General features: G+C 74.3%; 13 protein-coding genes. 3 read left to right on the top strand and 10 right to left on the bottom strand.

Going from position 1 to position 12,620, the window contains the following annotated elements; translation table 11 throughout:
- Positions 1-107: 107 nt before the first annotated feature.
- Together ACVWWH_RS00585 and ACVWWH_RS00580 are read right to left on the bottom strand one after the other, a co-directional pair.
- Positions 108-842, bottom strand: coding sequence for an ArsR/SmtB family transcription factor (locus ACVWWH_RS00585; protein ID WP_084249595.1), 735 nt, complete (start codon positions 840-842; stop codon positions 108-110).
- Between the two features lie 57 nt (positions 843-899).
- Complete coding sequence (locus tag ACVWWH_RS00580) at positions 900-2,540, bottom strand: DUF7059 domain-containing protein (RefSeq protein ID WP_457315243.1); 1,641 nt, start codon at positions 2,538-2,540, stop codon at positions 900-902.
- A gap of 51 nt (positions 2,541-2,591) precedes the next feature.
- Here ACVWWH_RS00580 and ACVWWH_RS00575 point away from each other — a divergent pair, with 51 nt between their 5' ends.
- Positions 2,592-3,185 (top strand): hypothetical protein, encoded by a 594-nt coding sequence (locus ACVWWH_RS00575; RefSeq protein WP_457315242.1) that lies wholly within the window; start codon positions 2,592-2,594, stop codon positions 3,183-3,185.
- On the opposite strand, the gene trhO is transcribed toward ACVWWH_RS00575, so the two are convergent.
- Positions 3,172-4,116 carry an oxygen-dependent tRNA uridine(34) hydroxylase TrhO gene (gene trhO / locus ACVWWH_RS00570; RefSeq protein ID WP_066500098.1) on the bottom strand — a complete coding sequence of 315 codons (945 nt, stop codon included), beginning with the start codon at positions 4,114-4,116 and terminating at the stop codon, positions 3,172-3,174. The genes ACVWWH_RS00575 and trhO overlap by 14 nt on opposite strands.
- Positions 4,117-4,209: 93 nt before the next feature.
- Here trhO and ACVWWH_RS00565 point away from each other — a divergent pair, with 93 nt between their 5' ends.
- Complete coding sequence (locus ACVWWH_RS00565) at positions 4,210-4,899, top strand: GNAT family N-acetyltransferase (RefSeq protein ID WP_066500100.1); 690 nt, start codon at positions 4,210-4,212, stop codon at positions 4,897-4,899.
- Between the two features lie 58 nt (positions 4,900-4,957).
- Positions 4,958-7,303 (top strand): DEAD/DEAH box helicase, encoded by a 2,346-nt coding sequence (locus ACVWWH_RS00560; RefSeq protein ID WP_066500103.1) that lies wholly within the window; start codon positions 4,958-4,960, stop codon positions 7,301-7,303.
- A 100-nt stretch (positions 7,304-7,403) separates the two neighbouring features.
- On the opposite strand, the gene ACVWWH_RS00555 is transcribed toward ACVWWH_RS00560, so the two are convergent.
- The 7 genes from ACVWWH_RS00555 to ssd all read right to left on the bottom strand — a co-directional run bounded on the left by ACVWWH_RS00555 (position 7,404) and on the right by ssd (position 12,613).
- The gene (locus ACVWWH_RS00555) at positions 7,404-7,826 is read right to left on the bottom strand and encodes an Rv3654c family TadE-like protein (protein ID WP_457315241.1); all 423 of its coding nucleotides are present in this window, start codon (positions 7,824-7,826) and stop codon (positions 7,404-7,406) included.
- On the bottom strand, positions 7,823-8,206 hold the full coding sequence (locus ACVWWH_RS00550; protein WP_447419820.1) for a TadE family type IV pilus minor pilin: 384 nt from the start codon (positions 8,204-8,206) through the stop codon (positions 7,823-7,825). The genes ACVWWH_RS00555 and ACVWWH_RS00550 overlap by 4 nt, the downstream gene beginning before the upstream one ends.
- Complete coding sequence (locus ACVWWH_RS00545) at positions 8,203-8,460, bottom strand: DUF4244 domain-containing protein (RefSeq protein ID WP_457315240.1); 258 nt, start codon at positions 8,458-8,460, stop codon at positions 8,203-8,205. The genes ACVWWH_RS00550 and ACVWWH_RS00545 overlap by 4 nt, the downstream gene beginning before the upstream one ends.
- 409 nt (positions 8,461-8,869) lie before the next feature.
- Positions 8,870-9,484: a type II secretion system F family protein gene (locus ACVWWH_RS00540; protein ID WP_066500113.1), complete on the bottom strand. Its 615-nt coding sequence runs from the start codon at positions 9,482-9,484 to the stop codon at positions 8,870-8,872.
- On the bottom strand, positions 9,481-10,266 hold the full coding sequence (locus tag ACVWWH_RS00535) for a type II secretion system F family protein (RefSeq protein WP_457315239.1): 786 nt from the start codon (positions 10,264-10,266) through the stop codon (positions 9,481-9,483). The genes ACVWWH_RS00540 and ACVWWH_RS00535 overlap by 4 nt, the downstream gene beginning before the upstream one ends.
- Positions 10,263-11,447, bottom strand: coding sequence for a TadA family conjugal transfer-associated ATPase (locus ACVWWH_RS00530; protein WP_457315238.1), 1,185 nt, complete (start codon positions 11,445-11,447; stop codon positions 10,263-10,265). Before ACVWWH_RS00530 ends, ACVWWH_RS00535 begins: the two co-directional genes overlap by 4 nt.
- Positions 11,444-12,613: a septum site-determining protein Ssd gene (gene ssd, locus ACVWWH_RS00525; protein WP_457315237.1), complete on the bottom strand. Its 1,170-nt coding sequence runs from the start codon at positions 12,611-12,613 to the stop codon at positions 11,444-11,446. The genes ACVWWH_RS00530 and ssd overlap by 4 nt, the downstream gene beginning before the upstream one ends.
- Between the last annotated feature and the right edge of the window lie 7 nt (positions 12,614-12,620).

The following is a 12,620-nucleotide window of genomic DNA, read 5'->3' as shown; positions in this document are numbered from 1 at the left end:
CGGCGTCCTGGCACGAGGGGGCGCGGCGGAGCGCCGCGCAAGTCCCTAGTTCACCATACGACGGCCGCCCACGCGCAAGCCGGGCGTGCAGCTGTGGACAGGCGCCCTCAGGAACCGGCGACCGGGGCGGGGCGCGCCGCCCCGCCCGAGGACGCGCGGCCAGGCTCCTCGGTGTCCGGCGTGCGGGCCGCCGTCCGGCGCGCAGCGGGCCGGCGCCGCTCGCCCGTCTCCTTGGGCGCCGACTTCACCGCCTCGCGCACCTCGGGCAGCATCGACCAGACGAAGTACATCCGCTCGGTGTCCTCGCCCGCGGGGTGCTCCTCGAACTCGAACTCGTCCATGAGCTCGAGCATCCGCTGCTTGAAGCGGGCCCGCTGCTCGAGGGTGAGCTTGAGGACGTTGCCGGAGATCATCATGACCGGCGACTCATCCGGCTCACCGCGGCGCCTGGCCGCGTCGCGGTGCTTGGCGTGGCTGGCGATCCGGGTGCGCAGCGAGTCGATCTCCATGTCGATGATCGCGAGCCCCGGGGTCTGGCCGGTCGTGGCCGTGTCCAGGTTGAGGTCGGTGCCGGCGGCCTTCCAGCGCCGCTCACGGCCGTCGCCGTCGCTCGGCGCGTCCACCACGATGCCCCACTTCTTCAGGGCGCGGAGGTGGTAGCTCATGGCACTCGGGGTCAGGCCCGTGAACGCCGCCAGCTCAGTGGCGGTGCGGCTCTCCTGGCTCGAGTAGAGCTCGTTGATGGCCTCGAGGCGGGCCGCGTGCGCCAGCGCGCGGATGGCCTTGGGGTCGGTGATCCGGACCGGGTTCTCGGTGCGGGAACTGCGCTTCTTGTCCGTCATGCTGCTTTTTCGTTGTGCCGGTATTGGAGTGTAATAAACGCCACACTCGAGGCGATGTCAAGCTGTTTCTTCACGATTCCCCGGCGTCATGTCATCGGCGGGTCCGGCAGCCGTCTCGGCCGGAACGAGGAAGCCCTCGGCGACCAGATTCGCGGCCTCGGCGAGGAGGCCCGGGCGGAAGCCCTCATCGTCGCGGCCGAGGAGCGCAGCGAGCGCGGACGCGATCTGCCCGGCCGTGAGCCCGCCGTCGCACGCCGAGACGAAGCCCGCCAGCTCGGTGCTCAGCAGGGTTGTGCGGCGGAAGCCCGCGCCCTGGCGCAGGAGGATCACCCCCGGGTGCTCGGCCCCGGGGCGCTGGTGGCGCTCCTCCGTGACGTCGCCGGCGACGACGAGCCGCTCGGCCGCCAGGTCGGGATGGGCGGCGAGCCAGTCGGCGCGCTCGACGGCGGCGGCCCAGTAGGGCCCGATCGGCTGCTCGAGCGGATGGGTGAGCTCCTCGAAGCGGTCCAGGCGCGCCTGGCCAGGTGCGGGGCGGCGCAGCCAGACCGCCCCGAAGCCGATCGCGGCAGTCCCCCGGGCCGCGAAGTCGGCGAGGTAGGCGGCGTAGGCGTCCTCGTAGGCTCCGGGGTCGCGCTGCTGCGAGGCGTCCGCGAGCCACGTCTCCGCGTACTGGCCGGGGCCGACCTCCTCACGCTGGACGACCCAGGCGTCGACGTCCGCGGGAACCCAGGAGCGGACGCGCTCGTGCCACGGGGCGCCGGCCGGGATCTCCCAGTTGCCGAGCAGCTGGGCGGTGCCGCCCTCGGCCAGGACGGCGGGCAGCCCTGCGACCAGCCGGGCCACGAGCTCGTCCCCGGGCAGGCCGCCGTCGCGGTAGGTGAACTGGTCCTCGGCGCGCTCGTCCGCCGCGCGGGGGGTGATGACGAACGGGGGGTTCGAGACCACGAGGTCGAACAGCTCCCCCGCGACCGGATCGAGCAGGCTGCCGCGCCGCAGCTCGATCCGGTCCTCGAGGCGGTCCGGGTCGAGGCCGAGGGCAGCGGCGTTGAGCAGGAGGTTGAAGCGCGCGAACGCGAGGGCGCGCTCCGAGATGTCCGTCGCAACCACGTGGCGCGCGTCCCCGAGGAGGTGGAAGGCCTGGATCCCGCAGCCGGTGCCGAGGTCCAGCGCGCGCCCGACCTGCCGCCTGGCCGTGGTCTGCACGAGGGTCGCCGAGGCGTGCCCGATCCCGAGCACGTGGTCGGAGCGCAGGACCCCTGGGCGCTGGTGGGCCGCCAGATCGGAGGCGACCCAGATCTCCTTTGCGCCGTCCCCTACTTCCCACCCGTAGGGGCGGAGGTCGACCGCGGCGAGCCACCCGCCGTCGTCCGCCGGCTCGGCCAGCCCGAGCGCGCGGAGGCCCTGGGGGCCGAGCGCGGGGAACACGGTCCCGAGCGCGGCCTCGGGCAGGGGCCGGGCGAGGAGGAAGAAGCGCACGACGGCGCCGAGCGGGTTCCGCGCCGGATCCTCGCCGGCGGCGCGGGTCGCCGCGAGCGCCGGCACGATCTGGTCGCGTGAGAGCGCGGCGTGGGCCTCCGCTCCGAGCAGCTCGGCGACCTCGTCGACCGTGTATCGCGCGGCTGCGAGGTCGTGGGCCAGCGCGCGCAGCAGCTCGGGCCGGTCGGAGGCGGGGGCGTCGTCCTGGGTGCGTGAACTCACCACGGAAGTCTAGGCTGATCGGCCCGGGCGGCGCGGGGGCAGAATGGTGCCATGAGCCGCTGCCCTGCCGCGCGCCCGGTGAGGGCGAGGCCCCTGCAGGCCTGCCTCGTGGCGGCGCTCCTCGCGGCAGGCGCGGCCGGCTGCGCGTACCAGTACGACGACGGGCTGCCGCCCCTGGGCCAGCGTGACGCCGCGGCGGCAGCGTCGGCGTCGGCCAGCGCCTCGGCCGCGGCCGCCGCCCGGGACCGCAGATCCCATCAGGTGCGCGGCCTGGCGACGACCGCGCCCCTGGACCAGCCGCTCGCCGGCGAGTCCCTGCAGGCGTGGGCGGCCACCGTGCTGCCGGACACCTCGGGGGTCTCGCTGGCCGCGGATGCGAGCACGGCGTGGCCCGGCAGGCCAGCGCGCCGCATGTCCGTCCAGACCCAGCCCGGGCCCGCCACGCTGCACATCGCGTGCCGGGGCGAGGGCCGCGCGGACGTGCGCGTGAATGCGGGCGATGCGCAGCTGCTGGACTTCACGTTCGAGTGCAACCGCGCGTGGGCGCGCCCGGTCGACGTCCCGGCCGCGGGACGCCTCGACGTGCAGTTCAGTGCCGCTGAGGATGCGGTGGCGAACGTGGCCTACCGGCTCACCCGGCCGTGACGCTCGGCGCGGGGGTCTGGGCCGGCTGGGCCGGCTGGCAGCCGTCCGGGCAGCGGAGGGTCTCCGGGGACGCGGCGCACTGGGGGCAGTAGAGCGTCAGCCGGCGGCACGCCGGGTCGGAGCAGTTGTGGAAGTCTGACGTCGGAGCGGCGCAGCGGGCGCACCGGCCGATCGTCGCGGCGTCCTCGCTGAACTCCAGGCGCATGCGCCGGTCGAAGACGTAGAGCGAGCCTTCCCACAGGCCCGCGTCCCCGTAGGCCTCCCCGTAGCGCACGATCCCGCCGTCGAGCTGGTACACCTCCTGGAACCCGCGGCGCCGCATGTGGGCGGTGAGGATCTCGCAGCGGATCCCGCCCGTGCAGTAGGTGACCACGGGCCGATCCTTGAGGTCGTCGTACTTGCCGGAGTCGAGCTCGGCGAGGAAATCGTGCGTCGTGGAGGTGTCGGGGACGACCGCGCCCTTGAACCGGCCGATCTGCGCCTCGAACGCGTTGCGCCCGTCGAAGAACACGACCTCGCGCCGGGTGTCCTCGGCGGCGCTGCCCGAGGCGACGAGTTCGTGGAGCTGCTCGGGGGTGAGCCGGCTGCCGCCGCCGATCACGCCCTCGGCGCCGACCTCGAGTTCACCGGGCGCACCGAAGGACACCAGCTCGGCACGTGCCTTCACGGACAGCCGCGGAAAGTCCTGGGCGGTGCCCTCGGACCACTTCACGTCGAGCTTCCGGAAGCCGGGGTACTCCTTGGTGGCACGCAGGTACCCCTTGACGGCGTTCAGCTCGCCGCCGACGGTCGCGTTGATGCCGTCCGGGGAGACGATGATGCGGCCCCTGAGGCCGAGCCCCTCGCACAGGGTGCGCTGCCAGAGCCGGACCGCCTCCGGGTCCGCCAGCGGGGTGAAGCAGTAGAACAGGACGATACGGTGCTGGGCCACCCATCAAGGGTACCGGCGCCCCCGCCTCGGGCCCCGGTGACAGTTCTGTCACGGCCCTTATCAGGTTCTCCGGTTGCGGTTATCGTCGTGGCTATGGGAGAGCCATCGCTGAGCGAACTTCTGGGCATCTGGGTCGAAGGCTGGGCCTCCACGCGCCATTATCCGGTCAAGGAGGTCGGGGCGTTCCGGGCGGTGCAGCTCTCCGACAAGTCCGGCGACTGGGAGGCGTTCGCCGCCGACCCGAGCGAGGATGAGTTCGCCGACCTCGCCGCGTTCGTCGCGGAGTCGTCGCCCCGGCTGATGACCGTGCTCACCGACGACCTGCCTGCCTACCGCGCCCTGGCCGAGAAGCACGGCCTCGTCGAGGTCGCTGCGGACCAGGAGCTCATGATCATGGACTTCGAGGGCAAGGACGTCGAGGCGCCCTGGCTCAACGACGACGAGCTCAAGCTGACCACGGCCTACGAGGACCACAGCGCCACCGTGACCGTCGCGACCGCCGACGGCACCCTGGCCGCCCGCGGCCACGTGGCCGTCGCGCACGGCTATGCCGTCTTCGACCGCATCATCACGGAGCCGGCCTTCCGCCGCCGCGGGCTGGGCAGCTTCATCATGCGGGCCCTCACAGCGGCGATGAGCGAGCACAACCTCGACCAGGGCCTGCTCATCGCGTCCACGGACGGCCAGCACCTCTACCACCACCTCGGATGGAGCGACGTGTCCCAGGTGCTCGTGCTCACCAACCCCGGCAACACCGGGGGCGGTTCGCTCTCCGCGGACTGACCCCGCCCCGGCGGCCCCGGGGTCCGAGGCTTCCGGCCGGTGCTGGAAGAATGCTGGTGTGGCCGCGCACGACTCCCTCCTCTCGCTCCTGGGCAGGTCCTCCGCCCCGGAGGAGCTGCGGCACCTGCGCACGATCCCCGCACGCTCGGCCCGGCATGCGCCCTGGCCTGCCTGGGCGCACCCGGACCTCGTGGCTGCGTACCGCCGCCTCGGGGTCGAGACGCCCTACATCCACCAGGTCGAGGCGGCGGAGCTGGCCCATGCGGGACGCCACGTGGTGCTCGCCACCGGAACCGCCTCGGGCAAGTCCCTCGCCTACCAGCTCCCGGCGCTGGACGCCGTCCACCGCTCGGAGCTGCGCGTGGCCGAGCAGCCCGGGCGGATCCACGACGACGGCGCGGCCGTCCTGTACCTCTCCCCCACCAAGGCGCTGGCCGCGGACCAGCTCACGGCCATCCGCGCCCTCGGGCTCAGCACGGTCCGGGCCGAGACCTACGACGGCGACACCGAGCAGTCGGCCCGCCGCTGGATCCGGGACCACGCGAACGTCATCCTCGCCAACCCGGACATGCTCCACTTCGGCATCCTGCCGAACCACCCCTGGTGGGCGGCCTTCTTCCGGCGCCTCCGTTTCGTGGTCATCGACGAAGCGCACTCCTACCGAGGCGTCTTCGGCTCCCATGTGGCCAACCTCCTGCGGCGGCTCCGGCGCGTGTGCGCCCACTATGGCGCCGACCCCGTGTTCATCGCGGCGTCCGCGACGTCCGGGGACCCGGAGGGGTCGGTGGGGCGGCTGATCGGCGACGCCGTCGCCGCGGTCACCGAGGACGGCTCGCCCCACGGGGCCACCGAGGTGGCCTTCTGGGAGCCCGCGCTGACGGACGCCCGCGGGGAGAACGGCGCGCCCCAGCGCCGCACCGCGATCGCCGAGAGCGCCGACCTGCTGGCCAATCTCGTGTCGGCGCATGTGCGGACCATCGCCTTCATCAAGTCCCGCCGCGGCGCAGAGACGATCTCCTCGATCGCGCAGCGCCTCGTCGACGAGGTGGACCCGAGCCTCGCGGGGCGCATCGCGGCGTACCGGTCGGGGTACCTGCCCGAGGAGCGGCGCGAGCTCGAGCGGCGGCTGCGCTCCGGCGAGCTGCTGGGGGTCGCGAGCACCTCGGCGCTCGAACTCGGCATCGACATCTCCGGGCTGGATGCGGTCCTCGTCGCGGGATGGCCGGGGACGCGGGCCTCGCTGTTCCAGGAGATCGGGCGGGCCGGGCGCTCGGGGCAGGATGCGCTCGCCGCGTTCGTCGCCAGCGACGACCCCCTCGACACCTATCTGGTGAACCACCCGGAGGCGATCTTCGACACCTCGGTCGAGGCCACCGTCCTGGATCCGTCCAACCCCTACGTCCTCGGCCCGCACCTGTGTGCCGCCGCGGCCGAGAAGCCCCTCACCGGCTCCGACCTCGCCCTGTTCGGACCCACCGCCGAGCGGCTCCTCGACCAGCTCGTGGCGCAGGGGTACCTGCGCCGGCGGCCGGGCGGATGGTACTGGACCCATCCCGAGAGCGCCGCGGCCATGGTGAACCTCCGCGCGGACGGGGGCGGCCCGATGAGCATCATCGAGGCCGAGACCGGCCAGCTGCTGGGCTCCATGGATTCGCCGCAGACGCACTACCAGGCCCACCAGGGCGCCATCTACGTCCATCAGGGCGCGAGCTACCTCGTCGAAGAACTCAACGAGGCGGAGCACTGCGTGGTGGTGCGACGGGTGAACCCCGACTACTACACGACCGCGCGGGACCTCACCACGGTCGAGGTCCTCGGCGAGGACCGCTGCGAGCAGTGGGGCCCGGTGGGGGTCCACTTCGGCGAGGTCCGGGTGACCACGCAGGTGGTCTCCTTCCAGCGCAAGGCGCTCATCTCCAACGAGGTCCTCGGCGAGGAGCCCCTCGAGCTGGGCGCACGGGACCTCTTCACCAAGGCCGTCTGGCTCACCCTGCCCGAGCCGACGCTCGCGGCCGCGGGACTGATCGCTGCCCAGTTCCCGGGCGCCCTCCACGCCGCGGAGCACGCATCGATCGGCCTCCTGCCCCTCGTCGCCTCCAGCGACCGGTGGGACGTGGGCGGGGTGTCCACCGCGCTGCACGCCGACACCGAGCAGCCCACCATCTTCGTCTACGACGGGCACCCCGGCGGGGCAGGGTTCGCCGAGCGCGGGTTCGAGCGCATCCGGGTCTGGCTCCGGGCAACCCTGGACGCGATCGAGGCCTGCGAGTGCGATGCCGGGTGCCCGTCGTGCGTCCAGAGCCCCAAGTGCGGCAACAAGAACAATCCCCTGGACAAGTCCGGGGCGGTCGCCCTGCTGCGCGCCGTCCTCCTCCAGTCCGACCTCGCGGCCGAGCTGGTCTGACGCCAGAGCCGGCCCCACCACCGGGACTGGGGCGCCCGCCGGGACCGGCCCGCTCGCCTGGGCCGTCCGTTTGGGGCTGGTCCGCCGCCCGGCACGGGAGTCAGCCGGGGCCGACGCGGGGCGGCGGCCCTGCCCGGGCGCGCCCCACGGCGGGACCCCACGGGGCGCCCGTCTCCAGCTCCACGGTGACCCGGACGGTGCTGCCGGGCTTCTCCACGGCGCAGGCAGTCAGGACGGCGCCGTTGAGTTCGGCCGTCTCCCGGGCCGTCGCGCAGGCGGCCCCAGGGCGGAGACCACGCTCGGTGTCGGCCGCCGCGAGCGCAGCGAGATCCGCCGCCGCGCCGGCCCGCGAAGACGCCGCCAGCGCCTGGCCGAGCATTGCCAGTGCCGCACAGGCCAGGATGAGGACCATCCCCAGCCCGAGGGCCAGGACGGTCCCCGACCCGGCCTCGGCGCCGCCCCTGCAGCCGGCACGGCCACGACAGCCGGGGCCCGGCCCGCAGAGCCCGGCCTGCCAAGTCACGGCGGTCCCTCCAGGCTCAGGCTCGCCGCCGCGCGGGCGCGCAGCCCGGCAGCGGCCGCGACGGGTCCGGGTACCGCCGTGCTGACCTGGACGGTGACGACTCCTGCCGAGGCCTCGACCGAATGCTCCGCGCCGGGGCCGGCAACCCTCGCGATCTCGCGGGCCACCGCGCCGGCGTCCTCGCCCTTGGCGACCGATCGCGCCCCGGCCCTCGCCGCTTCCTCGACCCGCACCTGGCAGACGGCCGCGGAAACGGCGCCGAGGAGGAAGCCGAGCAGGAGGATCACTGCGGGGACAGCCACTGCGAACTCGGCGGTGACCGACCCCCGCGGGGACGCCGGGCCCTCCTGGGCGGCGGCGTCCCCACGGATGCACCTCACGGGAGGGCGAGTGCTTGGCGGATGATCGCGAGGAGGAATCCCCGCACCTCGTCGCTGCGCATGATCACCACGAGCAGCCCCGCGAAGGCCACGGCGCCCAGTGTCGCGATCGCGTACTCGGCAGTTGCCATCCCCTGCTGTCCAGCGGCCCTGGCGCCGAGCCAGAGCCGCAGGAGCTGCAGGCGAATGGCTGCCCTCCGCCGCATGCGGGCGGCCCAGACTCGCTCCCGCCCACCGCTCCGTCGGCGCCTCAACCGGTCCCCTGGCGGTGCGGAAGACGCGGCCGGGAGATGCGCGGAGCCAGGGAAGCCCGGCTCGGTGCCTGCCCTCTGGTGGCCCGGCTGCCCGGAGTCCGGCGCTCCGGCCGCAGGGAAGAGCTCGATGACCCGGCACGGCTCGCCCGGGCCTTCGAGGGCATCGGGGCGAGGACCCGGGGATGGCGTCAGATCGAGCCGTGCGGATTCCCGTGACTGGTCGGGGTGTGCCCCGACGTCGTCGGGATGAGGCATTGCGGACATGGTTCCTCCTTGGTGGTCGGGCACAGCCGTGTGTCCGCGCCCGTAGGTGGGCCCGCCGGCTCGCCGTCGGAGACCCCTCCTCGCGGCGGGGCCATGGCGCCCAGGGGCGCCGCCTGCCCGATGGGCAGGGATCGTGGGGGCGGGATCACCCGCCCGGCAGCATCGCCAGAAGCACTGGCACCACGCCGAGACACAGGAAGGCTGGGAGGGAGCAGACTCCCAAGGGGATGACCAGCTTGACGCCGAGGGCCGCGGCGCGCTTCTCGAGCTCACGATGCCTGCTCCGCCGCAGCTGCCGTGCGCGGGCGTACAGCAGCTCGGCAGACGGGGCTCCGGTGGACGCTGCGAAGCGCAGGGCCGATCGGATCTCCTCGACGGAGGAGCCCACAGCAGCATCCGGCCATGCATGGTCCCAGTCGGTCCCGAGCCGTAGGGCAGCGGCGGCCCGCGCCAGCGCCGGGCCTGGTCCGTCGGCGACGCCGGCTGCGACCTCGAGCGCCCGCGGCAGGGCCAGGCCCGCCTCGAGCATGGCACCGAGCAGCTCGAGCAGGAGGGGCACCTCGTCAGGCCTCGTGGTCCGCAGGCGCGCCCGGCCTTCGGCGTGGACGGGCTGCTCCCGGCGGTCCACGCCCCCGGGCACGGCGGTGCCCACGGCACCGCACGGTGCCAGAAGCCGGTCGGCTCGGCGCCGGCTGCCTGCGAAGGAGAGGGCGATGCCTGCGGAGGCTGCAGCGAGCCCCACGGCGAGGACGGCGCTCATCGTGCCTCCGAAGCCGAGCGCACGAGCCGAGTGGACCACCATCGTCCGGCCACCGTCAGAGCTGCCCCGAGGCCGAGGCACATCGCGCCCAGCGGTGTGGAGAGGAGGATCCCGAACGGGTCCGCCCCCATCAGCATCCCGAGTCCCAGCCCGGCAATGGGGAGGATGGTCAGCACCTTCGCCGTGGCCCGGGGGCCTGCAAGGGCCACCGAGCGGGCGGCGACCGCGTCGGCGTCGGCCTCGAGCTGGGCGGCGAGCCTCTCCAGGACGTCGGCAAGGGCGCTCCCCGATGCCTCGGCGGCCTCGATGCAGGCCGCCACGCTGAGCCAGATGCCAGCGGCCGCGCCCGTGGAGCGGTGAGGGGACGGTTCCCTCTCGCTCACCGCCGTCCGGATCGCGGCTGCGACGGGCCGGCCCAGGTCCGCGGCCAGGGCAGCCGAGCGCAGCACACGTGGTGCAAGGTCTGCGCTCCCCCGCTCGCCGGCTGGGTACGCCTCGCAGGCCTGCCTCCACATCTGCTCGGGGGTGCGGCCGGCTCGCAGCAGGGCGGCGAGCTGCCCCACCAAGATGGCCGCGTGCTGGAATTCCTCCGCGGGACCTGCGCCTGCCCTCCCTGCCCAAAGTCCTCCCCGGGCCGGTCGTCGGCGCCGCGGCGACGGGACCGCGGCCGCCCCGGTCCTGAGGCGTCGTGTCCCCGCCATCGCCCCTCCCCCGGCTGCGAGGCGCCAGCCCGCGAACAGCAGCGCGGCGATAGTGGCGGCCACAACGGATGCGGCGCTCACGCCGCCGCCCTCAGCGCGCGGGGAAGGGCCAGCTCTGCGGCGAGCCGGTCCCAGCCCGGTCCTCGTTCTGACGTGCGGGCCGTCTCGGCCCCGCGACGGAGTGCGTCCACGACCGCGAGCCCATCCGGCCCCTCCGCGACGACGGCGATGCTCGCGACCCGCCGGCCCGCCGGGGCCCTCTCCATGTGCACGACCGCATCCAGGGCACTCGAGGCCTGGAGGAAGGTGGCTTCCCTGGTGAGCCCTGCGAGCGCTCCGAGGGCGGCGAGCCGCGCCACGACGGAGCCCGCCGTATTGGCATGGACTGTTCCGGCCCCGCTGTGCCCTGTGTTGAGTGCTGAGAGGAGGTCCCTGACCTCGGCGCCGCGGCACTCGCCGACCACGAGCCAGTCCGGCCGCATCCGCAGCGCCTCCCGCACGAGGCGGGCGAGATCGATCCCGCCGGCACCCTCGACATTGCCATGGCGCGCTTCCAGGCAGACGGCGTGCCCGTGGTCGGGCGCCAGCTCGGCGGCATCTTCCACCAGAACGATCCGGTCGGTGGCCGGAACGGTGCCGAGGAGCGTGCTCAGCAGGGTGGTCTTCCCCGACCCGGTGGAACCGCTCACCAGGAAGCTCCGCCGCTGGGCGACCAATGCCTCGAGCACGGTCCTCTGGTCGGGCAGCACCGTGCCGGCCGCCTCGAACTCGTCCAAGGTCATCGGCTGGGCGCGCCGGATGCGGATGGACAGCAGGGTTCCCGCGGTTGAGACGGGCGGCAGCACGGCGTGGATCCGGTAACCTCCGGCGAGCCGCACGTCGACGCACGGCGACGAGTCGTCGAGCCGGCGTCCCGCCGCCGCCACCAGGCGGACGGCAAGCGCTCGCAGGGCCTCCTCCGAGGGGAAGGACACCGCGCTCCGTTCGAGTCCGCGCCCCCTGTCGAGCCAGACGCTGTCCGGCGCGTTGACGAACAGATCCGTCACCTCAGGGTCATTGGCGAGGACCTGCAGGGGTCCGAGACCGCGCAGCTCGGCCATGATGATCTCCACGGCCGCGAGCGCCCCCGCCGTGCCCAGCACGCGGCCGCTTCCCTGGAGCGCGGCCGCGACGCGCGCCGGGGTCACCTGTCCCGGCGTCGAGAGCACCGATCGGCGCACGGCGTCCAGCAGCTCCGCGTCGACGCTGCCCTGCGCCCTCACCGCGCGACCCTCCGCCCGCGCCCGGCGAGCCTGGCGCCGAGGGCGAGTGCCGGGCCGTCACCCGCTGGAGCAGCCGGGGCCCGCTCGGGCAGCGCCTCGCACACCGCGGCGGCGAGCCGCCGCAGGGGCCCCGAGCGCGCCAGCTCCATGAGGCGGCCCCCCTCCGCCGCGGCCGCGGCGCGTCGAAGGTGGGGAATCCGGGCCACCAGGGGACAGCCGATGAGCCCGGCCAGCTGTTCGGCGTCGACCCCTTCCCCGGTGCCTCCGCGGAGCACGATGCCCAGCGGCACCGGGGGCAGCTCATGGACGAGCTGGGCAGCGGAGAGCGCCCCGCCCAGGGTGCCGGGCACCACGACGAGGATCCGGTCGCTGGCCCACCCGAAGTCCTCGAGCCCTTCCCGTCCACGCCCGATGTCGACGACGACCAGGTCGAACGCTGCACGGGCCGCCTCGACCACACCCGAGATGGCGGCCCCCGGAACCCGCACGGCAGGACGCGGCCCGGCGGGCCAGGACAGGACCCCGGCCCCGGCCGCCCTCGGCAGCGAGGCGGCCAGCTGCTCGGGATTGATGGCGCCGTGTGCGGAGGCCAGGTCGGGCCAGCGCAGCCCCTCGAGCGGCTGCTCGCCCAGGACGGCCTCGAGACCTCCTGCGAGCCTGTCGCCATCCACCAGCAGCACCCGCGCCCCGCCGTGCGCCGCGGCACCCGCGAGCAGCACCGCCGTCGTGCTGGCGCCCGCGCCACCGCACCCGCCGACGACGCCGACCACCACACCCGAGGGCCCCTCCGAACCTCGCCTGCCCATGTAGTCCACGAGCCAGCCGGCAGCGTCCGGCAGCTCGGCCACGTGGTCGATCCCCAGCGCCGCGGCCCTGTCCCACAGCAGATGGCGCTGGGATGCGGCGCCGACGAGGATGGTCGGGCCGCGCCTCTGCGGAGGAACCTCGCTGATGTCCGCCCCGAGCAGCACAAGGTCTGCCCGCGTCCAGAGCTGCGGGTCCTCACCGACGGACGGGACGCCCTCGAAGACGGCGCCCGCCACCGCGGCGGCCCTCGCGCACTCGTCCCGGAGCGCCGCGTCACCGGTGATACAGCACACGATCGGGCCCGCCTCCGGGAGCCATCCCCCGGCGCCGGCCGACTGTTCCTGCTCGTTCCTCGCCATGCCGTCC

The sequence above is a fragment of the Sinomonas sp. RB5 genome (assembly GCF_054063535.1).
Note: the sequence above shows the minus strand (reverse complement) of the source record. Positions and strands in the feature narration are given on the sequence as shown.

Bases quoted from the DNA above. Each gene is read 5' to 3' on its own strand.
- ACVWWH_RS00585 (WP_084249595.1), bottom strand. From the start codon at position 842: ATGACGGACAAGAAGCGCAGTTCCCGCACCGAGAACCCGGTCCGGATC.
- ACVWWH_RS00575 (WP_457315242.1), top strand. From the start codon at position 2,592: ATGAGCCGCTGCCCTGCCGCGCGCCCGGTGAGGGCGAGGCCCCTGCAG.
- ACVWWH_RS00565 (WP_066500100.1), top strand. From the start codon at position 4,210: ATGGGAGAGCCATCGCTGAGCGAACTTCTGGGCATCTGGGTCGAAGGC.
- ACVWWH_RS00540 (WP_066500113.1), bottom strand. From the start codon at position 9,484: ATGAGCGCCGTCCTCGCCGTGGGGCTCGCTGCAGCCTCCGCAGGCATC.
- ssd (WP_457315237.1), bottom strand. From the start codon at position 12,613: ATGGCGAGGAACGAGCAGGAACAGTCGGCCGGCGCCGGGGGATGGCTC.